Here is a 24081-nt window from a genome sequence, read left to right on the forward strand (position 1 = left end):
GTACTATAGATATGATTTACAAGAATATTTAGAGATTTTTAAGTCTATTATTTTCTCAAAGAAAGCCCCGTTGGTACCATTAAGATTCCTTTTTCATAGATGTTTAAATAAAGAAGAATTGGCTTTTTCTGACCTTCCCATTTTAATTCATAAACATCTAGAAATCCGGCACCCATTTCACTTCTTTTTGTTGGAAAAGGACAGCAGCTTTCTAGTTTAGTAAACGTTATTTTTTCACCTTTTGGTCCAGCCAAAGCATTTAAAAACCGATCTTGATTTATAGTTTCGTTTTTGGTGTTATTATAGAAAATATTGATAGGATAATCTTTATCATAACCATATTTTTTGTCTTTACTGAATTCCGTAATTATAAAAGTATTGTTTTTAGAAAGTGTAAGGCTTGGCGCATTGTCATCGGTGTTTTTCAAAGTAGATTGTGTAGTAGAGCAAGAAGCGATACTCATAAGTAACGCAATAAGAAGGATTGATTTGTTCATGTTTAAAATAAATTTATGGTGTAAATTCGCTTAAGTCTTGAAATAATAGCATTGTGTTTAGTACATATTTTTAAACATTTAAGATAAATAAGTTTTTTAATTTGCATAAAATTGAGTCAAGTTAGTGGTTCATTTTAGCAAAGTCTCTTTACCTGAAAAAGAATATTTTTAACTTATATTTACTTTTAAGTCTAATTTCAATAACAAACTTTATAGCTTAAATGACTTATGTGTTTAAAATTAAATACTTTTTATTTTAGAATATAGTGATAAAATTAATATTGCAATTAAAATACCAAGTAATTAAACACTACAAATATATACAGAAGTTTAGACCTAATGCGAGTTTCAGCAGTAATTTGGAGCCGTTTTTAATTGATTTTATAAATTCTCTTACTATCTCATAAAATGCTTCTTATCTTTGCACAAAAAAACAATATGGATATTATTTTTCAAACATGGTCCTGGTACGTTTCCGGTTTTTTGATAGGCTTGATTATGTTAGCGCTTATTTATTTCGGAAAATCTTTTGGAATGTCTTCTAATTTACGTTCGCTTTGTTCTATGGCGGGCTTGGGCAAACGAGTAGCTTTTTTTGATTTTGACTGGAGAGAACAACGCTGGAATTTAGTAGTCGTTCTTGGCGCTATGTTAGGCGGTTTTGTTGCCGTTAATTTTATGAGTGATGCTTCAAATGTAGACATTAACCCTAAAACTATTGAACAGTTAGCAATATTAGGTATTGATGCGCCAAACGGAAAATTAATGCCAGATGCACTTTTTGGAATAGCCATTTTAGAATCTCCAAAAAGTATTTTTATACTGCTTATTGGTGGGGTTTTGATTGGTTTTGGCTCTCGCTATGCTGGTGGTTGTACATCAGGACATGCAATTTCAGGCTTGAGTAATTTGCAAATTCCCTCTTTGAAAGCGGTAATTGGTTTCTTCATCGGTGGATTGATAATGGCGCATTTTTTATTGCCATTAATTGTAAATTAGGCAAGCAATCATCATTTAAAATTTAAAATTAAAAGCATGAAAAATATACTAAAATATTTATTAGTTGGATTTGTTTTCGGAATTGTCCTGACTAAATCTGAAGCTGTTTCTTGGTATCGCATTTACGAGATGTTTCAATTTCAGTCGTTCCACATGTTCGGAATTATTTCTGTTGCTATCTTGACAGGAATTATTGGGATTCAAATTATTAAACGAAATAATATCAAAGATATAAAAGGAGAATCTATAGAAATTCCAGATAAAGAAAAAGGATCTGCTCGATACTGGATTGGCGGATTGTTTTTTGGTTTGGGTTGGGCTTTAGTAGGTTCTTGCCCCGGTCCAATATTTATCTTGCTTGGTGCAGGTTTTTGGACTGTTCTGATAGTGCTTTTCGGTGCGCTTTTGGGAACTTATTTATACGGATTATTGAAAAATAAATTACCTCATTAAAAAAAAAATATTGATGTCAAAGTAGCATTCTCTTATGAAAATGCTATTTTTTTGTGTTTAGTTTCAAAATGCCATCAACAATCAAATATTGTGCAATTAAGTAAGTTGCCATAATAAGTATGGAACTGTATTGTAATGGTGCATAAAATTTATCAAAAGCTAAAAGACTATCTGAAGCTACAAAAACGATAGCACCAATTAAAATATATATACTGGCAGGTTTTTGCCAGTTTAAAAAGCCTTTGAGTGCAAATAATAACATAATTGAAATTGTGAGTGCATATAGGAACACAGGAATTTTCAAGTCTCCCAAACTTGGTAATAAAATCAGCATCATTACAATTAAATAGAAGGCAATTGCTGTAACTCCTATCCAGAAAATGATTTTACTTTTCTTTAAATAAATCTTTAATTGTTTGCTGAACAGTATAATATAAGAAATGTGTGAAAGTAAAAAAGCAATCAATCCAGCTATAAAATATAATTCTTCATTGTCAGCAAACATCAAAATAATGTCACCAATCCACGACAAAATCAAAGCTGTTAAAAGAATTCTTTGCGTGTTGAATTTTTCGTGTACATAAACAGCCAGAATTAGAAACGGTAATAAAAATGGTTTCAAATACCAAGCTGCATCTTCACGACCAATAAAAATGATTAAAAGATAAATAATACTAAATCCCAGAAAACTGTTTAATATATGGTTGCTTTTCATTTTTTATTTTTAAGATTGAGCTACAATCATTGTTTCTTTTTCAAAATTACTATTGACAAAATATATTGTTACTGCCAAGGATAAAAGTAGGTAACCGCCAATACTATAGCTAGCAAAAGGAAAGAGTTGGTCCATGCCAAACCAATCTCCAAAATAGAAAATCACTCCAATTCCAAATACAAACCGGATACTTTCCCAAAATAAAGATATTTTTCGAGTGTCCATAAGTTCTGTGTAACTGTAGACGGTAAGGAAAATGAATGCTCCGTAAATAAAAACATTTGGTAATCCTATTATGGCAATCGAATTGTAAAGATAACTAATTAGTAATAAAGTAATAATAGCTTGAAATAAGGACCAGTACATCAGTTTTTTAGAATGTTGTACACCGTATTTTTCAAAATCATAGACATTAGTGATTTTAGTTACGGGATATTTTTCTTCAAAGTTTTCGGGACGCCAGCCTGTTGGTTTAAACCAAATAGTAAACTTGTCTTTCCAGTTTTCGGCACGCCAAGCATCTGTAATCAGTAATGATAAATGCTGAAAATTAATCCGAATTGGATTCCAAGTTCTAGCTGGTCTTGTAATTCCAAAAACAGGTGGAACAGTTTCTAATTCTGCTTGAAAAGTACCAAATAATTTATCCCAAATAATGAATATTTGTGAATGATTCTTATCCATGTATTCAGGATTTATAGCATGATGAACCCTGTGATGCGATGGAGAAACAAGTATGTTTTCCAGAAAACCAATTTTTTTTATGTGCTTGGTATGATACCAGAATTGAAGAAATAAATGAATAGGAAGTGTTATAGCAATCACTTTAGAGGGAACTCCTAAAAGAGCAGCCGGAATTAATAAAAATGTAAATAGATTTACAAAACTGGAAACAGGTTGGCGTAGGGCACAGGCTAAATTGAATTCCTCACTACTGTGATGAATGGCATGTTTGTTCCATAAAAAATTAATTTGATGCGACAAACGATGACTCCAATATCCATAAAAGTCGATTGCAATAAATCCAATAAAATAGGTTAAAAAGGTTGCTTGTAGATCAATAATAGCTATTTTAGAGACTATCCAATCATAAGAAACTAGCGTTATACTAAGTCCTAAAACATCTTTTAAGGAGTTAATCATTCCAGAGCTTACGCTAGAAACAGAATCCATGTTAGGAGCAGTATCTTCGCCTTTGTAATGCCCGTATATTTTTTCGAAAATAATTAATATCAAAAAAATGGGCATTACAAACACTAAAATTTTACCGTATTCTTCCATAAAAACACTTTTTTTTATTCAAATATAGAATAAAAGCGAATGTTTTTTGAATTATTCACAGTAATTTATTTTTTAAAGGGAAGCACTTATTGTTTTTAAATTATCTCTGCATTTATTCCTGCTTCTAATAATTGAGTGCATTGTGGTTTTAATTTATCGTAAGGACCCGTTTTTACGGTACACTTTCCGTTGTAATGCACAATTAATGAACATTGCTCTGCTTGTTCTGGAGTGTGATTACAAACGCGAATCAAAGTTTCAATAACATGGTCAAACGTATTTACATCATCATTGTAAACTACGATTTCATTATCTAAACTAACTGTTTCTTTTACACTTACACTTTCTCTTACTTTTTCTTTAGTACTCATTTTGTAGGTTTTTGTACTTTCGTAATTAATAAAAAATTAGTAGCACTAATTTACATATTTTAAAGACACCCAATTGTTTCTTTCAAATTTTTTAACATAAGTTAATCCTTTTTCAGTACAAGAAGCATCTATAAAGGGAATGTCCTCTTGATAGAAACCACTTAAAAGTAATGTTCCATTAGGATTTAAACTGTCAACATAACTTTGCATATCGTTCAACAAGATGTTTCTGTTGATATTAGCAATAATTAAATCGTATTTTTTGCCTTCTAACAATGCTGCTTCACCTTCATAAACTGTGATGTGTTTACAATTATTGCGTTGTGCATTTTCAATTGAATTCAAATAACACCAATTATCAATATCAATGGCGTCAATAGGTTGAGCTCCTTTCATCTCGGCAAGTATTGCTAAAATGGCAGTTCCACATCCCATGTCCAGTGTTTTCATACCCTTAACATCTATTTCTAATAAATGCTGAATCATCATGTGAGTGGTTTCATGATGACCTGTACCAAAACTCATTTTTGGTTCAATAACAATATCGAATTCGGCATCTGTTTTTGGGTGAAAAGGAGCTCGTACATGACAATTCCCATCAACATCTATCGCTTCAAAATTCTTTTCCCATTCTTCATTCCAGTTGACTTGTTCGATTTCTTCGAATGTATAATCAATCGTAAATTCTTCAGATTGTAAAATATGAATGTCATCCAGAATCATTTCATCCCATAAATCTTTTTGTACAAAAGCTGAAATTCCAGTTTCAGTTTCTGTAAAACTCTCAAATGCTTTTTCTCCCAGTTCTGCGATTAATATTTCAGAACCTAGTTCTTTAGGCTCAATAGTAAAATGGTATCCAATATATATGTTTGACATGTTTATTTTTTTTGCAAAGGTAGCAATCGCTATTTAAACCACATTTGTAAATCAAATTTTATTTTACATTTGTTATCTTAAGTTACAACTACACAATGAAAGAGATTTTCTTATTTTTTGTTTTTATTTTTAGCATTGTTTGCAATGCTCAAGTTACCATAAAACAAAATAAACAGGATAATGATCTAAAATTATCGGCCCTTCCATATTATAGTTTTGGTAAAGGAATAGGAATGACTTCTCCAGACAGTTTATACCAATTGAATATTCGTTTTCGAATGCAAAACAGAGTTACATATACTGAAAATGAAGGTGAAGATGGCGTTTATGATGGGCAAATTAGACGTTTGCGTTTGCGATTAGACGGATATGTAGGTTCACCAAAATTTTTATATGCAGTACAATTATCGTTTGCTCCTGGCGATGTAGGTGAAATTCAAGAAGGAGAGAATATTAATATTATTCGAGATGCTGTTGTTTTTTACAGACCTAATAATCACTGGAATATCAGTTTTGGGCAAACAAAATTACCTGGTAATCGTCAGCGTGTAAATTCTTCGGGAGGTCTTCAATTAACGGATCGTTCCATTAATAACGCCAGATTTACAATTGATAGGGATTTTGGCTTTCAAGTTCATAATATGAATGAATTTCAAGATAAATTTTCCTATAATTTCAAGACTGCTGTTTCAACAGGTGAAGGACGTAATATAACAGGAAATGCAGATGCAGGAGTTGCTGTAACCGGAAAAGTAGAGTTGTTGCCTTTTGGAGCTTTTTCTAGGGATGGAACCTATTTTGAAGGGGATATTGTACGAGAAAAAAAGCCAAAACTGATGCTTTCAGGAGCTTTTCAGCAAAATAATCATGCTAAAAGAACACAAGGACAATTAGGGAATGATTTGTTTGAATCTCGCACCATGAAATCAATTATGTTAGATGCTATGCTGAAATACAACGGTTGGTCTGCCATGTCTAGTTATATGTCTAGAACTACTTCCGATAATGCTGTTACTTTTAACCCGGATGACACTACGCAATCTAATTATGTATATGTGGGTAATGGATTTGATCATCATTTGAGTTATAATTTCCCTTCCAATTACGAAATTATTGGTCGGTATTCCACTCAAAAAGTAGGAGATGACATTAGGTCTTTGGCTCCAAATTCTAAACAATACACTATCGGTTTGACTAAATATGTTTGGGAGCACACTTTTAAGTTACAAACTGAATTAACTTTTGATACTTTAAATTATTTTGACGGAAGAATTAACAATAATTGGTATTTGCGTTTTCAGGTAGAAATAGGAATTTAAAAAAAGCGGTGACATGAATCACCGCTTTCTTTTATGACTTTTTATTAGGAAACTTAAATTGCATTTACAATTGCAACAAAATCATCTGCTTTTAGCGCAGCTCCACCAATAAGACCTCCGTCTACATCAGGTTTTGAGAATATTTCTTTTGCATTTTCAGGTTTTACACTTCCGCCATAAAGGATAGATACGTTTTCAGCAATATCACTTCCAAAAGCTTTACGAACTGTTTCACGGATAAACTCATGCATTTCTTGTGCTTGTTCAGGAGAAGCTGTTTCTCCAGTTCCTATAGCCCAAACTGGCTCATAAGCTAAGATTATACTTTCCCAATCTTTTGATTCAATATGAAATAATCCATCACGTAATTGGTTTTCTACAATATTAAAATGATTTTTTGATTGACGGTCTTTTAATTCTTCTCCAAAACAAAAGATTACTTTCATATCATGCTCTAATGCAGTATTTACCTTGCTTGCAATCAAAGCATCTGTTTCATTAAATATCGCTCTACGCTCTGAGTGTCCTAAAATTACGATATCAACACCAACACTTTTTAACATATCTGCTGAAATTTCGCCTGTAAAAGCACCACCTTCAGCTTGATGTACGTTTTGTGCAGCAACATCAATATTAGTAAACTCTAAATGATCTACAGCGGAAGCTAAGTTAACAAATGTTGGAGCTACAATAACTTGTGCTGTTGTGTCAGTTGGTATTTTAGCTATTAATTCATTCAATAAATCTTCAGTTTGTTCTGCATTTTTATGCATTTTCCAGTTACCGGCAACAATTTTCTTTCTCATTTTAGTCGTATTATATTTAGTTTTTGGTTTTAATTTTTTCTGAAACATTTGCAAATAATATTGCGAATGATTATTTCAAACTTTTTAAGGTTTCATTGATTTTTTCAAAATCTGTTTCTATGGCACGGTATAAAACAATTTTTCCTTTTTTGTCTACAATGATGTATCTTGGAATCCAATCTACGTCAACTGCTTTTGCAAATACACCTTTCATTTGGTCATTTGCCATGAAATGTCCACCTTTTAACTCATGTTTTTCAATTCCAGCTTTCCATTTATCAGCAGTTTTATCCATTGAAATAAACAAGTAAGCAACATCAGGATTGTTAGCTTGTAATTCTTTTAGTTTAGGCATTGCTTTTACACAATCGCCGCACCATGAAGCCCAAACTTCTATTACTAATGTCTTTCCTTTATATTTTTTTAAAATATCCTTAAAAGCAACTTGACTTCCATCCGTGGCTAAAAGTGTTTCTGATAATGCTGTAGCGGAGAAATCAGTTTTTTGTGCATTTGATGTGCAAGAAAATGTGGCAAATGCAATTAATAATGCTATTAATTTTATCATTTTAGTATTGTTTTTAACAAAGTTAAACAAACAATTTGAATGCGGTATAAAGAATAAGAAATTTTGAAAACATTATCCGAAATTGATAAAACAATAACGTTATAGTTTAAAAATAATTGAATGATATTAACGTCATGATTTCTCAGAATAGCAATTGCCATTATTTTTTATACAAAAAAGTCGTAAAGTTTCCTGTTTTGGACTTTACGACTTTATAGTATTTATGGATAATTTAGAATTTTAAATCTGCAATATCATTGTGATGAACTTTTTGTTTTATTGTTCCTTTTTCAATGAGAACGATACTTGGATTGGCTCTTTCAATCGTTTTTACCGTGATGGCATCACAAAAATAAAAGTCAAATGTCAATCCGAATTGTTTTTTTGAAGCTGCTATTTCTTCTGGTGAAGAGGCTGTCATTGCGATTACCTGATATCCTTTTGCTTTAGCTTCTTGATTCAGTTTTTCCATTTTTTCCATTCCACTGTGATCTGCATTGACTAAATCATAAGCGGTAATCAACATCAATTTTGGTGATTCTAAAAATTCATCTTTGTAATCAGAACCGTCTTTTTCCATTGTAAAATCATGAATAGGAGGAACGTAACCTTCTGAAATAACTTTGTCTTTTCGGTCTACAAATACAGCACCTTCCGGGATTGCCATCAAGTCTTTTTCAGTAAATTCTTTATCGACGCCACCTACTTTGTAAATGAAAACCATTTCTACCACTGATTTTTCAGCTCCGTCAGGAATTCGCATTCCTTTTTGAATATTGTTACCTACTTTATAAGGTCTGAAATCGATTATAGGCAAATGGTTTAAAACCCAATATCCCATAAGTGATGATAAAAAGATACTGGCAAAAATAACTATGTTTTGTATATTATTTCTGAACAACGGTTTCACTAATTTTTGATTGAAAAATAATATCAAAATTAAGAAAAGTAAAACAATATCCTTAGTAAATGATTGCCAAGGAGTTAGTTTTAAAGCGTCTCCAAAACAACCACAATCTTTTACTACATTATAGTAAGCCGAATAAAAAGTGAGGAAAGTAAATAATACAATCAGAATTAGTAAACTCCAAACAGTGAATTTGGTTTTGTAACCAATAAGCAACATAATTCCTAAAACAACCTCTAGAATCACAAGAAATAAAGCAAGTGATAATGAAAGCGGTATAAAAATAGGCATGTTAAAAACGGGTTCACTAAAATATTCCGCTAATTTATAGGAGAACCCTATCGGATCGTTGAGTTTTATCAAACCAGAAATAATGAACAGGATTCCAACGAAAATTCTAGAAAATTGAGTTATTATATTTTTCATATTGAGTACTTAGTAGTTCTTATTTATTTCCAAAACCCATCAAAATTAATGCAAAAACTGAATAATTTATCATATCCTGATAGTTAGCATCAATCCCTTCAGAAACTAATGTTTTTCCTTTATTGTCTTCAATTTGTTTGACACGAAGTAATTTTTGTAAAATTAAATCAGTCAGTGAACTTACACGCATTTCGCGCCAAGCTTCGCCATAATCATGATTTTTGTCTTCCATTAAATCTTTGGTCAATTTAATTTTAGCATCATATAATTCAGTGGCTTTTGCAACGTCTAAATCGGGTTGGTCTACTACGCCTAATTCCAATTGAATCAAAGCCATAATCGAATAATTGATAATCCCGATGAATTCGCCAGTTTCATCTTCATCAATTTTGCGAACTTCGTTTTCTTGTAAACTTCTTATTCTTTGGGCCTTAATGTAGATTTGATCCGTCAATGAAGGCAATCTTAATATGCGCCAAGCACATCCGTAATCTTTCATTTTGTTGATATACAGCGCACGACAAGTCGCAATCACAGTATCATATTCCTTTGAAGTATTCTTCATTATTGGTGTATATTTGTCTTGAAATTTTTTCAAAAGTAAAGAATTAAGATTGAAGTACAAAGTACAAAGATTCTTAACCACGAACGTAACATAATGCTTTAATGTTAATGCAGTAGTTTTGATAACTGTTGGCTGCGACTAAACACTGAATACTGAAAAAAATGACTATTAACTGCAAAGGATTACTTGTTGACTTATCAACTCCCAAAGTTATGGGGATTTTGAATGTGACACCCAACTCTTTTTTTGATGGTGGAAAGTATAAAAATGAAATAGAAATACTTTCTCAAGTTGAAAAAATGCTCCTTGATGGCGCAATTTGTATAGATATTGGCGCTTATTCCAGTAAGCCAAATGCAGAATTTGTCTCGGAACAAGAAGAAATTTCGAGAATTGTTCCTGTTGTAGATTTGGTTTTAAAACATTTTCCAGAGACAATAATTTCGATTGATACTTTTAGAAGTGAGGTAGCCAAAGCTTCAATTGAAAGCGGTGCGGCCATTATTAATGATATTGCTGCTGGAAATCTGGATGAGAAAATGTTTGAGATAATTGCAAAATACAATGTTCCTTATATTATGATGCACATGCGTGGCAATCCGCAAACGATGCAAACGCTTACGGAGTATGATGACATTGTAAAAGAAATGTTATTCTATTTTTCGGAGAAAGTAGCTGTTGCCAGAAGTTTTGGAATCAATGATTTGATTATCGATCCGGGCTTTGGCTTTGCCAAAACAATAGCTCAAAATTACGAAGTTTTTCAAAAAATGGAATTGTTTAACATGCTGGAGCTGCCACTTCTTGTTGGGGTTTCCAGAAAATCCATGATTTACAAAACGCTCGAAACTACAATCGATAATGCATTAAACGGAACTACGGTTTTGAATACTTTGGCATTGACCAAAGGAGCTAAAATTCTTCGTGTTCATGATGTGAAAGAAGCCATGGAATGCGTTAACTTATTCAATAAAATCAATTTATAAACATGAAATATTTTACGCTGATTGTTCTTTTATCTCTTTTTTCTTGTGGAAACAAAGAAGATATTTTGTTGCCAAAAGCAAGTACAACAATTGTCAAAAATGTTGCTGATCTTTCGCCAATCTATATTTTTTTTAGAACAAAAGGCAAAGATACGTTGGCAGAAGTAAACCGGAAGAACAGTATTATTTCGACCAATTGGATTCTAAATGTAGACAAACGTTTGCCATTACGACTTGCTATTCCGGAAATCATGAAATTACAGCAAAAAAAGCGCGAAGATAAAGCTCACAAGAATGAAAAGGCCGAAAATTATTATTCGTACGCAGATACAATTGGAAAAAATCTAGCTTTTATTCCTTTTACAAATGTGTATTACAAACTGGAAAAACCAATTGGAACCATCATATTTTTCAATAAGAATAATGAGATTTTAATTGAGAACCAAGTTTTTAAAAAAGAAAAGCTTAAAGACTTAATTAATAATGTTTTACCCAAAGATGTTGCAACTACTTTTTTATTTAGGTTTGATAAAGATTTAAGCTTTGAAAGTTATATACAAAATAAAATTTTTATTGAAAGTTTAAAAGTCGAAATGAAAAGTAATCAGGAATTTATTTACTAAACTTCAAACAAAGAAAACTTTAAACAAATTTATTACTGATGATGATAGGGTTCGTTTCGTAAAATTGTGAAGCCACGATATAATTGTTCGATAAAGAATAACCGCACCATTTGATGCGAAAAAGTCATTAAAGAAAGCGATATTTTCCCTTGTGCTTTAGCATAAACGGTATCCGAAAAACCATAAGGACCGCCAATTACAAAAACTAAAGTCTTTACTCCAGAGTTCATTTTCTTTTGTAATTCTTCTGAAAATCCAACACTGGAAAAGTTTTTTCCGTTTTCGTCCAATAATATAAGTTGGTCCGTAGGTGTAATTTTTGCCAAAATCAATTCGCCTTCTTTTTCTTTCTGTTGGCTTTCAGACAAGTTTTTTACGTTTTTAATATCAGGGATGATATCTAAATCAAACTTGATATAAAAAGACAAACGTTTGGTATAATCGTCTATTAAAGATTGTAAGGCTTTGTTATCAGTTTTGCCGATAGCAATCAATTTGATGTTCATTTTTGATGGATTTCAGAGGCGCAAAGATAGAGAAATTAACAGTTTCAATTTGTCTTTTTCTTTGGTAGAAATTAATAATCTGACTTTAAGTTTGTACAAAAAAAAGTTTGAATAATATTTATTTTGCCTCAATTCTATCAATTAGCAATTGAAATGTTTCCTTTTTTTTATTGCCTATCAAAAATGTAATTTCTTCTAAATTAGAACCATCATAATTAGGTAGGTTTAATTTTTGTCCGCGAAAAGCGGGATACAATTCCGAGATTGGAATTTCAATCGTTTGCCAATCTGTATTAGTTTGAAAAGGAAATACATACGAATGGGAATCAGTTTGATGAGTCTTGACCCTAAATTGGTATTGTATACCGTCCCCTTTAATCCGAATGCAAAAATGTGTAGCGTTTTTTAAAATTAATGGCTCAAAAGTATATTTTACAGCACAAAATCCGCCATTATTTTCTAAAGATACTGTGCCTTCAAAAGTTCCCTCTCCATTTATATTTTGATAGAATTTGCTTTCGGATTTTCCACCCATTACTACGTCATTTACAATTTTCCAATTACTGAAGTCACTTTTTAAATTAAAATCAAAAATTTTTATAGCATTCATTGATGTTGGGTTTGTAATTTTTTTAATCTTATTTTTCAATGGGTGTTATTATCAAAATAAAACTGGCGTAAATTCTAGAGAGTTTACGCCAGTTTTATTTTTCATATTTACATTAATTATGATTTAGGCAATGCTGCACCTACAGCAATATCGCAACGATGGTTAGTTTGACCATGAGGTGGGTTCATTCCTTCAGGAGTTGGTGTTGTAGGAGCTGGTGTTGGCGTTGTAGTAACAGCAGGAGTAGGAACTGTTTGACTTTGTTGCTGAACTACAGGTTTGCTTGCAGCTGTAGTTGCGGGAGAATTTAAAGGAGCTCCAACTGGAATATCACAACGATGATTTGGCTGACCGTGGGCAGGATTCATTCCAGCAGCTATTGGACCAGAAGTTGCTGCAGCATTATTTGTATTTACCGTGCTGGGAGTTTGTTGAACCTGAGTTGCTGAAGCGCCTTCAGCATTCATTTGTTTACCAACTTCAGTAAATGGTACTAAATTTGTTGGAGTTGTATTGTCTTGTGTTTCAGCTTCTTTTTTACAAGAAGTCAATAGTATCGATGATACAAATAGAAGGCTTAAAAAAGATTTCATATTCAGTTTATTAGTTACTACTTCAAATATAAGATTTTAAATTATACATCACAGTATAAAAGAATTGATTTTGTTAGATAAAAATATCTGATTAAGCGATAAATTATCAATTCTAATATTTTGATCTTAATCAAAATTTAATACTTTGTTTAAGCTCATTGATTTATCTCTTTTTTTGAAAGAACGGAGTGTACATATTTTCAAATCCACAAAATAAATCTTACTTTAGCATTCCATAAATTTATTATAAAATGATTAGCGATATACAGTTTAAAAACGAGTTAAATATACTGATAGAAAATGCCATTCGGGAAGATGTAGGTCCTGGAGACTTTAGCTCTTTGGCATGTATTCCGGCTACTGCTACTGGAAAAGCTAAATTGCTTGTAAAAGAAGACGGAATTATTGCAGGAGTCGCTTTAGCTAAAATGATTTTTGAATATGTAGACCCCAATTTACAAATAGAAACTTTTATCGAGGATGGAGCTCTAGTTAAAAAAGGGGATGTTGTTTTTCATGTTTCGGGAAGTTCACAATCCATTTTAAAATCAGAACGTGTAGTTTTGAATTCAATGCAAAGAATGTCAGCCATCGCTACTAAAACCAAAGAATATGTTCGCTTGTTACAGGGAACTAATACTAAAATTCTTGATACACGTAAAACTACGCCGGGATTCAGGGCTTGTGAGAAATGGGCAGTAAAAATTGGTGGAGGAGAAAACCATCGTTTTGCTTTGTATGATATGATTATGCTCAAGGATAACCACAATGATTTTGCAGGTGGAATCACTTTGGCAATAGCTAAAACAAAGACATATTTAAAAGAAAATAATCTAGATTTAAAAATTATTGTTGAGGCTAGAAATTTAGATGAAATTAAAGAAATACTTAAAAGTGAAGGAGTTTTTAGAATTTTAATAGACAATTTTAATTATGACGATACTAAAAAAGCAGTAGCTTTGATTGGTAATAAATGCCAAACAGAATCATCAGGAAATATTAATGAAAACACTATCCGCAATTATGCAGAATGTGGCGTAGATTATATTTCATCTGGAGCATTGACACATTCTGTTTATAACATGGATTTGAGCTTAAAAGCTATATGAGTAAAGAAATAGAAGTTAAGTTACAGAGAATTCCAATAGTGCGGAATTTGGTCAATCTGCTAAAAAAGATAAAACTCCCTTGGTTGGAGGGTTTATCCTTATATGATTTAATGGAAATATATGGACTTGGAATTGTCGAAAGTGCTTTGACATATCACGCCAGTGCTATTGCTTTCAGTTTTTTTATGGCATTGTTTCCTTTTGCCCTATTTATTTTAAATCTAATTCCATTCATTCCTATTGAAGGCTTTCAAGAAGATTTTTTGATGTTTGTCAAGGACGGAGTGCCGCCTAATACGTATGATGCAATTTACAAAATCATCAGTGATATTTTAAATAACAGTGATTCGGGACTGTTGTCCTCTGGTTTTATATTGTCTATTTTTCTTATGGCAAATGGATTAAATGGTATTTTGGGAGGCTTTGAAACCTCGCGTCACGTACTTATTAAAAGAGGATTTATCCGTCAATATGTAGTCGCATTGGGCATGTCATTATTATTGTCGTTGTTGTTATTAGTGACAGTTGCAATAATTGTAGTTTTTGAAGTTTTGATTCAGAAAACAGTTTTTAGTGATCAAATTCAATTAATCGTAATTGGCCGTTATGCTTTTGTAATTTTGATGATTTTGATGACCACTTCGATACTTTTTAAATTTGGTACAAAACACGACAAAAACCGCGCATTTATTTCGATAGGATCAGTGTTTACTACTGTTTTAATCATTTTAGATTCATATTTTTTTGGAATCTGGGTCACAAAATTTTCACAATACAATGAATTATATGGTTCTATAGGTACATTATTAATTTTGATGTTTTACATTTGGATTAACTGTATGATTTTGCTTTTAGGATTCGAATTAAATGCAACAGTAAATAAATTAAAAGCTAAAAAAGAGTAAATTATTAAATCTAAATAGTTTCAAAATTAGGAGCTATTTCCTGCTATTCGTTACAATCTTTTCTTTTTTAAAGAAAAAAAGAAAAGGATTTTCACTTCTATCAGGGCTAAAAAATAAAAAAATGAGAAATACAATTACAAGTTTGGCATTATTAGTTTCAATGACTTTTTATGCACAATCCAATAGCGTTATTGGGAAATGGAAAACTATCGACGACGAAACTGGAAAAGCTAAATCAATCGTAGAAATCTATGAGCGTTCGGGAAAAGTGTATGGAAAAATTATTGACATATTAGACGCTGAAAAGAAAAAAAGCTTGTGTACAGCATGTACCGGCGAGGAAAAAAACAAACCAGTTTTAGGACTTGTTATAATTAAAGGACTAACAAAAGATGGCAAGGAATATAACTCAGGAAAAATTCTTGATCCAACATCTGGAAAATTATACAAATGCTTTTTGGCTCTTGAAGGAAATGACAAATTAAAAGTGCGTGGATACATTGGCGTAGCATTATTTGGGAGAACACAGACCTGGAATAGAGTAAAATAATTTAAATTGTGAGTTATGAGTTCAAAAAAGAATTAGCATAACTCAAAACTCATAATAAAATAGAAATGCATTTCGTCGAAGTAATTTTACCACTTTCTCTAGCCAAAACATTTACCTATAGAATCTCTGAAGCGGAGTACCATTATATAAAAATCGGGATGCGATTGGCAGTTCCTTTTGGTAAAAGTAAAATTTATACGGCATTAGTTATAGAAATTCATCAAAACAAACCTGCTTTATACGAAGCCAAAGAAATTGAACAAATTCTAGATGAAAGACCAATAGTTACTGAAATCCAAATCGCACACTGGCAATGGATTGCTTCCTATTATATGTGTGCCATTGGAGATGTGTATCGTTGTGCCATACCAAGTGCACTTTTGCTGGAGAGCGAAACCGTAATTTCTCAAAAAACAGATTTGATTGTTGATACAAGCCAGCTCTCGGATGATGAATTCTTGGTTTATGAAGCTTTGCAACAACAAAGTTCCTTGAAAGTTCAGGATATAATGTCAATTTTAAATAAGAAAAATATTTTTCCTGTTATTCAAAAATTGATAGATAAAAACATATTAGTACTTCAGGAAGAAATACAAGAAACATACAAGCCAAAGTTAGTACGTTATGTTCGTTTGCATCCTAAATATGAATCAAACGAAGGGTTAAGCGAATTATTAGAAACACTCAAAAGTGCCAATAAACAGAAAGAAATTGTATTAAATTATTTTCAATTGAGTGCTGTGGAGAAGAAGCCAATTACCGTAAAAAAACTGGTAGAAGCTGCTAATTCATCTTCGGCAATTGTTAAGGCATTGATTGAAAAAGAAATATTCGAAGATTATTTGCTTCAGGAAGACCGTGTAAACTTCACGGGGAAAATGCGCGAGGATCAATTGCAGTTGAGTTCAGCTCAGCAAAAAGCTTTTGATGAAATCAAAGAGAGTTTCAATCAAAAAGAAGTTTGTTTGTTGCATGGTGTCACTTCGAGTGGGAAAACAGAAATCTATATCAAGCTCATCGAAGAGTATTTAAAAACTGGAAAACAAATTCTGTATTTATTACCGGAAATCGCATTAACAACTCAATTAGTAGGCAGATTGCGAACTTATTTTGGTAATAAAGTAGCAGTTTTTCATTCTAAATATAATAATAATGAACGCATTGAGGTTTGGAATCAAGTACTTATAAATTCTGATAAATCACAAGTAGTGATAGGAGCGAGGTCATCCTTGTTTTTGCCATTCTATAACTTGGGATTTATAATTGTCGATGAAGAACACGAACAAACTTTTAAGCAAGTAGATCCTGCGCCACGATATCATGCTCGTGATGCAGCTATAGTTTTGGCTCATTCCCATAAAGCAAAAGTTCTATTAGGTTCGGCTACGCCAAGTATTGAAACGTATTTCAATGCTCAATCGGATAAATTTGGTTTAGTAGAGATTTCGGAACGATATGGAAACGTTCAGATGCCAAAAATTGAATTGGTGGATTTGAAAGATAAATACTTTCGTAAAAAAATGACAGGACATTTTAGTGATGTTTTGATCGAGGAAATCAATCTCGCATTGTCTTTAGGTGAGCAGGTTATTTTATTTCAAAACAGACGCGGATATTCTCCAGTTATAGAATGTTTGACTTGTGGTCACGTTCCACAATGTCAGCAGTGTGATGTAAGCTTAACCTATCACAAGCATAAAAATCAGTTGCGTTGTCATTATTGTGGATTTACAATGGCAAAACCTTCACATTGTCATTCTTGTTCGAGTGTTGATTTGACTACAAAAGGGTTTGGAACGGAGCAAATAGAACAAGAATTAGTATCCATTTTTCCAAATTCTAAAATTGGAAGAATGGATCAGGACACTACAAGAGGAAAATTTGGATTCGAAAAAATTATTGATAGTTTCAAGAATAGAGAAATGGATATTTTAGTAGGAACCCAAATGCTGGCCAAAGGTTTAGATTTTGATAATGTGAGTTTGGTGGGAATTATGAATGCTGACAACATGTTGTATCACCCTGATTTTAGAGCTTTTGAAAGAAGTTTTCAAATGTTGACTCAAGTTTCAGGAAGGGCTGGGCGTTCAGAGAAACAAGGAAAAGTAGTTATCCAGACGTATAATCCTAATCATAATACAATACAGCAAGTTACTAATAATGATTATTTGGGTATGTATAAAGAACAATTATACGACCGTCAGATATACAAATACCCGCCGTATTTCAGGATTATAAAACTCACTATGAAACAACGTGATTTTAATAAATTAAAAGAAGGTTCGATGTGGTTGTATCAAGTGATAAGTCAGAACCTGAATATGCCGGTATTAGGACCAGAAGAACCTGCGATAAGTCGTATTAGGAATGAATATATTCGTACGATAATAATTAAAATCCCTCAGAATACATCAATTGTAAACACAAAAAAAACTATCCAGAAAATGTTGAATAGTTTTGAAGCAGTAGCTCAATACAGAGCTATAAAAGTTACGTCTAATGTTGATTTTTATTAAAAAATCAGTTGATTATGAAAAGGCAAGTGCTTTTACTAAATCTTCTTTTTTGTGACGACTTAATGGAATTTTTGTCATTCCAATTTCGGCAAATCTACTATTGAAACGCTCTACCTTATCGATATTGATAATATAGGATTTGTGTACTCTTACAAATTTTTCTTTTGATAAATCATTTTCAAAAGATTTCATTGTAGAAAGTACAAGGTTGCTGTCCTCCTCTGTAACGACCCTTACATAATCGCCAAAAGCTTCAATCCATTTTATTTTAGAAGTGAAAATTTTTAATTTTTTCAAATTACTTTTAATAAAAATATGTTCCCCTTCTTCTTCTTTGTTTTCTTTTTTAAGAAGATGTAAATCAATGGCTCTTTTGACAGATGCATTAAATCGGTCAATTGCTATTGGTTTTTGAAGGTAGTCTGTAGCATCGTAATCGAATGCTTTCATAGCATACTCAGCTTTTGAGGTAATGAAAATAATTTGAGGTTTTACTTTTAATCCATCCAAAAAATCAAAGCCGCTAATTACGGGCATTTCGATATCCAAAAATATAAGGTCTACGTTGTGTATAGACATACAACTTCTAGCTTCGATTGCATTAGAAAAATCACCGATTAAATGTAAATTTTGATGATTATTAACTAACTTAGCGATAATCATTCTTTGAATAGAACTATCATCGACTACTACACAGTTTAGTTTCATAATTTTGATGTTTTAGATTTTGCAAAGTAAACATACTACTTTTTTTTTTAAAAAAAACATATTGAGCGGATTTTTTTGCTGTACGTCGAATAAAACAGAATTAGACTTGTGTAATCAAATTAATTGATTACTTTTGCACCCAAAATAACAAATAAATATATATTTATGAATCATTATGAAACTGTTTTCATTTTAAATCCCGTTTTATCTGAAGTTCAGGTAAAGGAAACAGTAAGCAAATTTGAAGATTTTCTTACTAGTAGAGGAGCAGAAATGGTGTCGAAGGAAGACTGGGGCCTAAAAAAGATGGCTTACGAAATTCAAAACAAAAAAAGTGGTTTTTACCACCTTTTCGAATTTAAAGTATCTGGAGAAATCCTTATTGCTTTTGAAACTGAATTTAGACGTGACGAAAGAGTTATGCGTTTCTTGACTGTAAGTCTTGACAAACATGCTATTTCTTGGGCTGAAAGAAGAAGAACTAAATTAAAATCTACAAAAGCTTAATTATCATGGCAACATTACAACAATCGGCTTCAGGAAAAAAAGACGGAGATATCAGATATCTTACTCCTTTAAACATAGAGACTAACAAAACTAAAAAGTATTGTCGTTTCAAAAAATCAGGTATCAAATATATTGATTATAAAGATGCTGATTTCTTATTGAAATTCGTAAATGAGCAAGGAAAAATTCTTCCTCGTCGTTTAACAGGTACTTCATTAAAATACCAAAGAAAAGTTTCAGTTGCTGTAAAAAGAGCTCGTCACTTAGCTTTAATGCCATATGTGGCTGATTTACTAAAATAATAATTCAACTCAGTTGTTGGTTTTCTGAAATATGAAACCTAACTTCTATAACAAAGGACAACAACATGGAACTTATATTAAGACAAGACGTTCAAAACTTAGGATTTAAAGATGATATTGTAAATGTAAAAAACGGTTACGGTCGTAACTTTTTGATACCACAAGGTCATGCTCATTTAGCTACATCTTCTGCTAAGAAAGTATTAGCTGAAAACCTTAAGCAAAGAGCGCATAAAGAAGCTAAAGTTGTAGCAGATGCAAAAGCATTGGCAGAAGCTTTAAAAGCTATCGAAATTAAAATCTTTGCAAAAGCAGGTGGTGAAAAATTATTCGGTTCAATCACGAATATTGATATCGCAGAATCTTTAGCTAAAGGTGGACAACAAATCGAAAGAAAATTCATCACAAGCGGAATTGTTAAACGTACTGGTAAGTATACTGCTAGTGTTCGTTTACACAGAGATGTTATCGTAGAATTAGATTACGAAATCGTTGCTGAAAAATAATATTCAGTTAACTTTTTGTTAATAAAATATAAAAAATCACTCTTCGGAGTGATTTTTTTTGTTTAATTTCGCGCCACAAATAACACATATTCAAACAAATGAAAAAATTTTTTACATTATTACTAATCTTAGGTAGTTTTTACTCAGTCATTGGGCAAACGACTACGTCTAGTATTAAAGGAATTGTTAAAAGTTCAAACAATGAAACACTTCCTGGAGCTACAGTTTTAGCAATTCATACTCCAACAGGATCTAAGTATTCATCTTTATCGAATGAAGATGGAAGATTTAATATCTTGAATATGAGAATTGGTGGACCTTACAAAATTGTGGTAACCTTCGTTGGTTATCAAAGTGAAGAATTCAATGATGTTTATCTTGATTTAGGGAAAGTTTTCAGTCTTGATGTTCTTTTAAAAGATGAAAGCCAGAAATTAGATGAAGTTAAAGTTACTGGTGCAAAGAATAAAGTTTTTTCTAGCGGAAGAACTGGTGCTGAAACAACTATTGGTCGTAGAGAATTGACTTCATTACCGTCAATATCAAGATCAGCTTCAGATTTCACCAGACTAGAGCCTACTGCAAGTGGTGGTTCTTTTGGTGGTAGAAATGAGAAGTTTAATAATTTCTCTTTGAATGGAGCTGTGTTTAATAATCCTTTTGGTTTAGATGCTGCAACTCCGGGTGGACAAACTGGAGCTCAGCCAATTTCATTAGATGCGATTGAGCAAATCCAAGTGGCTACCGCTCCTTATGATGTTACTTTATCAGGTTTTACAGGAGCATCAGTGAATGCAGTTACAAAGTCAGGAACAAATGAATTTCATGGTACTGCTTATGGCTTCTTTAGAAACCAAGATATGACCGGAAGTAAAATTAAAGGTGAAAAGATTTTTGTTCCTTCATTAGAGCAAACTCAAGCTGGTTTTAGTATAGGTGGACCAATTATTAAAAATAAATTATTCTTTTTTACCAATTTTGAGATTGACGAAAGAAGCGATTTAGGGTCAAATTTTATTGCTAACAACGGAGATGCTGTAACAGGTGTTAATGAATCTAGAGTATTAGAGACAGATTTGATTAATGTTTCAAATGCGTTGTCTTCTTTAGGATATAACACAGGTGCTTATCAAGGTTTTACACATAATTCAAACTCAAGAAAGGGGATTGTAAAATTAGATTGGAATATCGATGATAATAATAAATTAGCTGTTATTTATAACTTTTTGGATGCTTCCAAAGATAAGCCAGCTCACCCATCAGCATTAGGATTTAGAGGTCCAAATGCTTCAATTTTACAATTTCAAAATTCTGGATATCAAATCAATAATAAATTGAGTTCATTCTTATTAGAGTTAAACTCTAAGATTAATGAAAAAGTATCTAATAAACTTCAGGCTGGTTATACACATTTTGATGATTTTAGAAATCCTTTTTCTTCACCAGCACCCGTAATCAACATTCAAGACGGAGCAGGTTCAAATTATATCATCGCAGGTCACGAGCCATTTTCTATTAATAATACATTAGATCAAAAAGTTTTTCAAATTACAGATAACTTAAATTATACAGTAGGGAATCACTCTTTTACTTTTGGTGGTTCATTTGAAAAATTTCAATTTCAAAATTCATTTAACCTAGCTGGATATGACAATTTTGGAAATCCTAATGGTTATGCTGGAACTTTTTATACACCATATTCAAATGTATCGGCATTTTTGGCTGATGCTGCTAGACCTTTTGCAACAAGTATAATTGCACAAAATTTAGCTTTTGCTCAAAATCAATTTGCTACTAAGAATACTTTCACAGTAGGGGAAGATAATGGATGGAAATTATCAGAACTTAATGTAGGTCAACTTGCATTTTACATGCAGGATGACTGGAGTGTAAATGATAATTTTAAATTTTCATTTGGTTTAAGAGCTGATAAACCTTTGTATTTTAATACAGCTGATTTGATTCAGAAGTATATCGATACTGAAAATGGTTCTACTAGGAATAATGCTACGCAGTATTTTGATCCGGAAACTGGTAACCAAGTTCCTTTGATATCAACTAAATTACCTAGTGATAAATTGCTTTGGTCTCCAAGACTTGGGTTTAACTGGGATGTTAATGGAAACAAAACAACGCAATTACGCGGAGGTACTGGTATTTTTACTGGAAGAATCCCTTTTGTTTGGTTAGGAAATCAAGTGAGTGGAGCTGATGATGGCTTTTTTCAAATTATGGATCCTGATTATAAATGGCCACAAGTATGGAGAACAAGTTTAGGATTAGATCACAAGTTTGAAAACAACTATATTGTTACTGTTGATATGTCTTACAACAAAGACATCAATGGCGTTCATGTACAAAACTGGGGTATAAGAACTCCTTCAGGAACTCTTGCGGGTGTAGATAACAGGTTGGTTTATGAGAATGCTACAGATAAGCAAAGTAACAATGCGTATGTAATGACTAATTCTGACAAAGGAAGTGCATTTAACTCTTCTGTGAAAGTACAAAAGACTTTTGATAATGGATTGTTCGCTAGTGTAGCCTATAACTATTTGAAATCTCAAGATGTGAATTCAATTGAAGCTGAAATTACAGGTGATGCTTTTGCATTTAATCCAGCTTTAGGAAATGTAAATAATGCTGTTTTATCCAATTCAAAATATGGAGATACACACCGTTTTATTGGTGTAGGTTCAAAAAAATGGAAATATGGTAATGACAAATGGGCGACTACAATATCTACTTTCTTTGAATATGCTCAAGGAGGACGTTTTAACTATATTTATGGTGGAGACATCAATAATGACGGATCTGGGGCAAATGATTTGATTTACATCCCAACTACTGCAGAGATTAGTTCTATGGCTTTTTCTGGAGTTGGACAAGGAGCTGCTTTTGATGCATTTATCAGTCAAGATGATTATTTAAATGAAAGAAGAGGTCAGTATGCAGAACGTTACGGTGCTTTATCTCCATGGAGAGGAAAATGGGATCTTAAAGTAATGCAAGATTATAACTTTAAAGTTTCTTCTGCTTCTACTAAAATAAATACAATTCAATTTAGTATTGATGTATTGAATTTTGGAAATTTGATTAATTCTGATTGGGGATTAGTGCAAGTACCAACAAGCGTTCAGCCAATTGGGGTTTCAGTAAATCAAACTACTAAAATACCAACATACACTTTTAATGGAACTCAAACTAAAACCTTCAATTATGATGCAAGTTTATTGTCAAGATGGCAAGCACAGTTTGGAGTTAGATATATTTTCTAAAAAAAGATAAAAATACATTAAATTTGCCCTCTCATTTGAGAGGGCATTTTTTTACATTTAAATTTAAAAAAAGAAAGTTAAAACAATAGTTAAACATTAAAATACAATAATGAAATACTCAAGATTAACAAAAGAGCAATTTGAAGAATTAAATCAGGAATTCAGTACTTTTTTAGCAACTCAGGCAATTGATAGAGCGGAGTGGGATAAAATAAAAGCTGAAAAACCAGAGGTTGCTGAACAAGAACTAGATGTTTTTTCTGATTTAATTTGGGAAGGTGTTCTGTCTAAAGCAACGTATTTAGAACATTTTTCTAAAAATCATATATTCCTTTTTCATTGTTTTGATACTTATGTTCAATCAATAGTTTTGAAATCCTTAGTTCCTGAAGTTGATTTTTTGACTAAAGATGGATTGCAATGGCTTAGCGATAATATGTTTACAGATACCATTGAAATGAAAGTTGGAAAAAAAGAGTTTACAGAAGACCGTAATACTTCTATTTTTGAATTGATTCAACAAGGTTCTTTTTTAAGTGATGGACTTTTATACCAGCAAATAAATACAATTATAGCGTCATAATTATATTGCTATT

27 protein-coding genes are annotated in these 24081 nt (G+C 31.9%); 14 read left to right on the top strand and 13 right to left on the bottom strand.

Annotated elements, in window-relative coordinates:
- Positions 1-47: 47 nt before the first annotated feature.
- The gene (locus tag DFR66_RS06145) at positions 48-497 is read right to left on the bottom strand and encodes a 2-dehydro-3-deoxyphosphooctonate aldolase (RefSeq protein WP_114753967.1); all 450 of its coding nucleotides are present in this window, start codon (positions 495-497) and stop codon (positions 48-50) included.
- Between the two features lie 438 nt (positions 498-935).
- Here DFR66_RS06145 and DFR66_RS06150 point away from each other — a divergent pair, with 438 nt between their 5' ends.
- Positions 936-1496: a YeeE/YedE family protein gene (locus DFR66_RS06150; protein ID WP_114753968.1), complete on the top strand. Its 561-nt coding sequence runs from the start codon at positions 936-938 to the stop codon at positions 1494-1496.
- A 36-nt stretch (positions 1497-1532) separates the two neighbouring features.
- Positions 1533-1949, top strand: coding sequence for a DUF6691 family protein (locus DFR66_RS06155; RefSeq protein ID WP_114753969.1), 417 nt, complete (start codon positions 1533-1535; stop codon positions 1947-1949).
- 43 nt (positions 1950-1992) lie between these two features.
- Here the strand turns inward: DFR66_RS06155 and DFR66_RS06160 are convergent, their stop codons facing one another.
- The 4 genes from DFR66_RS06160 to prmA form a co-directional block, all read right to left on the bottom strand.
- Positions 1993-2664 (bottom strand): lysoplasmalogenase, encoded by a 672-nt coding sequence (locus tag DFR66_RS06160; RefSeq protein ID WP_114753970.1) that lies wholly within the window; start codon positions 2662-2664, stop codon positions 1993-1995.
- 9 nt (positions 2665-2673) lie between these two features.
- Positions 2674-3945: a sterol desaturase family protein gene (locus DFR66_RS06165; RefSeq protein ID WP_114753971.1), complete on the bottom strand. Its 1272-nt coding sequence runs from the start codon at positions 3943-3945 to the stop codon at positions 2674-2676.
- Between the two features lie 95 nt (positions 3946-4040).
- Positions 4041-4316: an ATP-dependent Clp protease adaptor ClpS gene (locus tag DFR66_RS06170; RefSeq protein WP_114753972.1), complete on the bottom strand. Its 276-nt coding sequence runs from the start codon at positions 4314-4316 to the stop codon at positions 4041-4043.
- Between the two features lie 45 nt (positions 4317-4361).
- Entirely contained in the window at positions 4362-5195 is an 834-nt protein-coding gene (prmA, locus tag DFR66_RS06175) for a 50S ribosomal protein L11 methyltransferase (protein WP_114753973.1), read from the bottom strand.
- Positions 5196-5290: 95 nt separating this feature from the next.
- Between prmA and DFR66_RS06180 the strand changes: the two genes are divergently transcribed.
- Positions 5291-6514 (top strand): porin, encoded by a 1224-nt coding sequence (locus tag DFR66_RS06180; RefSeq protein WP_114753974.1) that lies wholly within the window; start codon positions 5291-5293, stop codon positions 6512-6514.
- A gap of 53 nt (positions 6515-6567) precedes the next feature.
- Here the strand turns inward: DFR66_RS06180 and tpiA are convergent, their stop codons facing one another.
- The 4 genes from tpiA to DFR66_RS06200 form a co-directional block, all read right to left on the bottom strand.
- Positions 6568-7320, bottom strand: a complete 753-nt coding sequence (gene tpiA, locus DFR66_RS06185) for a triose-phosphate isomerase (protein WP_114754075.1) — start codon at positions 7318-7320, stop codon at positions 6568-6570.
- A 70-nt stretch (positions 7321-7390) separates the two neighbouring features.
- Positions 7391-7888 (bottom strand): TlpA family protein disulfide reductase, encoded by a 498-nt coding sequence (locus tag DFR66_RS06190; RefSeq protein ID WP_114753975.1) that lies wholly within the window; start codon positions 7886-7888, stop codon positions 7391-7393.
- A 232-nt stretch (positions 7889-8120) separates the two neighbouring features.
- Complete coding sequence (locus DFR66_RS06195; protein WP_114753976.1) at positions 8121-9221, bottom strand: BT_3928 family protein; 1101 nt, start codon at positions 9219-9221, stop codon at positions 8121-8123.
- Between the two features lie 19 nt (positions 9222-9240).
- Complete coding sequence (locus DFR66_RS06200; protein ID WP_114754076.1) at positions 9241-9786, bottom strand: DUF1599 domain-containing protein; 546 nt, start codon at positions 9784-9786, stop codon at positions 9241-9243.
- A gap of 161 nt (positions 9787-9947) precedes the next feature.
- Here DFR66_RS06200 and folP point away from each other — a divergent pair, with 161 nt between their 5' ends.
- Positions 9948-10772, top strand: a complete 825-nt coding sequence (gene folP / locus DFR66_RS06205; protein WP_114753977.1) for a dihydropteroate synthase — start codon at positions 9948-9950, stop codon at positions 10770-10772.
- Between the two features lie 2 nt (positions 10773-10774).
- The gene (locus DFR66_RS06210; RefSeq protein WP_114753978.1) at positions 10775-11395 is read left to right on the top strand and encodes a hypothetical protein; all 621 of its coding nucleotides are present in this window, start codon (positions 10775-10777) and stop codon (positions 11393-11395) included.
- 32 nt (positions 11396-11427) lie between these two features.
- Here the strand turns inward: DFR66_RS06210 and rlmH are convergent, their stop codons facing one another.
- The 3 genes from rlmH to DFR66_RS06225 form a co-directional block, all read right to left on the bottom strand.
- Positions 11428-11901, bottom strand: a complete 474-nt coding sequence (gene rlmH, locus DFR66_RS06215) for a 23S rRNA (pseudouridine(1915)-N(3))-methyltransferase RlmH (RefSeq protein ID WP_114753979.1) — start codon at positions 11899-11901, stop codon at positions 11428-11430.
- 118 nt (positions 11902-12019) lie between these two features.
- Positions 12020-12511, bottom strand: coding sequence for a CIA30 family protein (locus DFR66_RS06220; RefSeq protein ID WP_114754077.1), 492 nt, complete (start codon positions 12509-12511; stop codon positions 12020-12022).
- A gap of 116 nt (positions 12512-12627) precedes the next feature.
- Positions 12628-13104, bottom strand: a complete 477-nt coding sequence (locus DFR66_RS06225) for a hypothetical protein (RefSeq protein ID WP_242008639.1) — start codon at positions 13102-13104, stop codon at positions 12628-12630.
- A gap of 251 nt (positions 13105-13355) precedes the next feature.
- On the opposite strand from DFR66_RS06225, the gene nadC reads away from it, so the two are divergent.
- From nadC to priA, 4 genes are all read left to right on the top strand, one after another.
- Positions 13356-14213 (top strand): carboxylating nicotinate-nucleotide diphosphorylase, encoded by an 858-nt coding sequence (gene nadC / locus DFR66_RS06230; protein WP_114753981.1) that lies wholly within the window; start codon positions 13356-13358, stop codon positions 14211-14213.
- Positions 14210-15118, top strand: coding sequence for a YihY/virulence factor BrkB family protein (locus tag DFR66_RS06235; protein WP_114753982.1), 909 nt, complete (start codon positions 14210-14212; stop codon positions 15116-15118). Before nadC ends, DFR66_RS06235 begins: the two co-directional genes overlap by 4 nt.
- Positions 15119-15239: 121 nt before the next feature.
- Positions 15240-15668 carry a DUF2147 domain-containing protein gene (locus DFR66_RS06240; protein ID WP_114753983.1) on the top strand — a complete coding sequence of 143 codons (429 nt, stop codon included), beginning with the start codon at positions 15240-15242 and terminating at the stop codon, positions 15666-15668.
- Positions 15669-15733: 65 nt separating this feature from the next.
- Entirely contained in the window at positions 15734-18184 is a 2451-nt protein-coding gene (gene priA / locus DFR66_RS06245) for a replication restart helicase PriA (RefSeq protein WP_114753984.1), read from the top strand.
- 12 nt (positions 18185-18196) lie between these two features.
- Here priA and DFR66_RS06250 read toward each other — a convergent pair whose 3' ends face one another.
- The gene (locus DFR66_RS06250; protein ID WP_114753985.1) at positions 18197-18892 is read right to left on the bottom strand and encodes a LytR/AlgR family response regulator transcription factor; all 696 of its coding nucleotides are present in this window, start codon (positions 18890-18892) and stop codon (positions 18197-18199) included.
- Between the two features lie 165 nt (positions 18893-19057).
- On the opposite strand from DFR66_RS06250, the gene rpsF reads away from it, so the two are divergent.
- The 5 genes from rpsF (at position 19058) to DFR66_RS06275 (ending at position 24068) form a co-directional block, all read left to right on the top strand.
- Positions 19058-19399 carry a 30S ribosomal protein S6 gene (gene rpsF, locus DFR66_RS06255; RefSeq protein ID WP_113666020.1) on the top strand — a complete coding sequence of 114 codons (342 nt, stop codon included), beginning with the start codon at positions 19058-19060 and terminating at the stop codon, positions 19397-19399.
- Positions 19400-19404: 5 nt separating this feature from the next.
- Complete coding sequence (rpsR, locus tag DFR66_RS06260; protein ID WP_007138295.1) at positions 19405-19701, top strand: 30S ribosomal protein S18; 297 nt, start codon at positions 19405-19407, stop codon at positions 19699-19701.
- A 65-nt stretch (positions 19702-19766) separates the two neighbouring features.
- Positions 19767-20207 carry a 50S ribosomal protein L9 gene (gene rplI, locus DFR66_RS06265; RefSeq protein WP_114753986.1) on the top strand — a complete coding sequence of 147 codons (441 nt, stop codon included), beginning with the start codon at positions 19767-19769 and terminating at the stop codon, positions 20205-20207.
- Between the two features lie 98 nt (positions 20208-20305).
- Entirely contained in the window at positions 20306-23485 is a 3180-nt protein-coding gene (locus DFR66_RS06270) for a TonB-dependent receptor (RefSeq protein WP_114753987.1), read from the top strand.
- 109 nt (positions 23486-23594) lie between these two features.
- Positions 23595-24068, top strand: a complete 474-nt coding sequence (locus DFR66_RS06275) for a DUF6495 family protein (RefSeq protein ID WP_114753988.1) — start codon at positions 23595-23597, stop codon at positions 24066-24068.
- The last annotated feature ends 13 nt before the right edge of the window (positions 24069-24081 follow it).

This window comes from Flavobacterium glaciei, from assembly GCF_003350545.1.
GTDB lineage: Bacteria > Bacteroidota > Bacteroidia > Flavobacteriales > Flavobacteriaceae > Flavobacterium > Flavobacterium glaciei.

Bases quoted from the DNA above. Each gene is read 5' to 3' on its own strand.
- DFR66_RS06145 (WP_114753967.1), bottom strand. From the start codon at position 497: ATGAACAAATCAATCCTTCTTATTGCGTTACTTATGAGTATCGCTTCT.
- rpsR (WP_007138295.1), top strand. From the start codon at position 19,405: ATGGCAACATTACAACAATCGGCTTCAGGAAAAAAAGACGGAGATATC.
- DFR66_RS06190 (WP_114753975.1), bottom strand. From the start codon at position 7,888: ATGATAAAATTAATAGCATTATTAATTGCATTTGCCACATTTTCTTGC.
- priA (WP_114753984.1), top strand. From the start codon at position 15,734: ATGCATTTCGTCGAAGTAATTTTACCACTTTCTCTAGCCAAAACATTT.
- rlmH (WP_114753979.1), bottom strand. From the start codon at position 11,901: ATGAACATCAAATTGATTGCTATCGGCAAAACTGATAACAAAGCCTTA.
- DFR66_RS06150 (WP_114753968.1), top strand. From the start codon at position 936: ATGGATATTATTTTTCAAACATGGTCCTGGTACGTTTCCGGTTTTTTG.
- rpsF (WP_113666020.1), top strand. From the start codon at position 19,058: ATGAATCATTATGAAACTGTTTTCATTTTAAATCCCGTTTTATCTGAA.
- DFR66_RS06195 (WP_114753976.1), bottom strand. From the start codon at position 9,221: ATGAAAAATATAATAACTCAATTTTCTAGAATTTTCGTTGGAATCCTG.
- rplI (WP_114753986.1), top strand. From the start codon at position 19,767: ATGGAACTTATATTAAGACAAGACGTTCAAAACTTAGGATTTAAAGAT.
- DFR66_RS06275 (WP_114753988.1), top strand. From the start codon at position 23,595: ATGAAATACTCAAGATTAACAAAAGAGCAATTTGAAGAATTAAATCAG.
- DFR66_RS06200 (WP_114754076.1), bottom strand. From the start codon at position 9,786: ATGAAGAATACTTCAAAGGAATATGATACTGTGATTGCGACTTGTCGT.
- DFR66_RS06235 (WP_114753982.1), top strand. From the start codon at position 14,210: ATGAGTAAAGAAATAGAAGTTAAGTTACAGAGAATTCCAATAGTGCGG.
- DFR66_RS06210 (WP_114753978.1), top strand. From the start codon at position 10,775: ATGAAATATTTTACGCTGATTGTTCTTTTATCTCTTTTTTCTTGTGGA.
- tpiA (WP_114754075.1), bottom strand. From the start codon at position 7,320: ATGAGAAAGAAAATTGTTGCCGGTAACTGGAAAATGCATAAAAATGCA.
- DFR66_RS06250 (WP_114753985.1), bottom strand. From the start codon at position 18,892: ATGAAACTAAACTGTGTAGTAGTCGATGATAGTTCTATTCAAAGAATG.
- DFR66_RS06270 (WP_114753987.1), top strand. From the start codon at position 20,306: ATGAAAAAATTTTTTACATTATTACTAATCTTAGGTAGTTTTTACTCA.
- DFR66_RS06240 (WP_114753983.1), top strand. From the start codon at position 15,240: ATGAGAAATACAATTACAAGTTTGGCATTATTAGTTTCAATGACTTTT.
- DFR66_RS06170 (WP_114753972.1), bottom strand. From the start codon at position 4,316: ATGAGTACTAAAGAAAAAGTAAGAGAAAGTGTAAGTGTAAAAGAAACA.
- DFR66_RS06225 (WP_242008639.1), bottom strand. From the start codon at position 13,104: ATGAAATCTTTTTTAAGCCTTCTATTTGTATCATCGATACTATTGACT.
- DFR66_RS06165 (WP_114753971.1), bottom strand. From the start codon at position 3,945: ATGGAAGAATACGGTAAAATTTTAGTGTTTGTAATGCCCATTTTTTTG.
- nadC (WP_114753981.1), top strand. From the start codon at position 13,356: ATGATTAGCGATATACAGTTTAAAAACGAGTTAAATATACTGATAGAA.
- DFR66_RS06160 (WP_114753970.1), bottom strand. From the start codon at position 2,664: ATGAAAAGCAACCATATATTAAACAGTTTTCTGGGATTTAGTATTATT.
- prmA (WP_114753973.1), bottom strand. From the start codon at position 5,195: ATGTCAAACATATATATTGGATACCATTTTACTATTGAGCCTAAAGAA.
- DFR66_RS06180 (WP_114753974.1), top strand. From the start codon at position 5,291: ATGAAAGAGATTTTCTTATTTTTTGTTTTTATTTTTAGCATTGTTTGC.
- folP (WP_114753977.1), top strand. From the start codon at position 9,948: ATGACTATTAACTGCAAAGGATTACTTGTTGACTTATCAACTCCCAAA.
- DFR66_RS06155 (WP_114753969.1), top strand. From the start codon at position 1,533: ATGAAAAATATACTAAAATATTTATTAGTTGGATTTGTTTTCGGAATT.
- DFR66_RS06220 (WP_114754077.1), bottom strand. From the start codon at position 12,511: ATGAATGCTATAAAAATTTTTGATTTTAATTTAAAAAGTGACTTCAGT.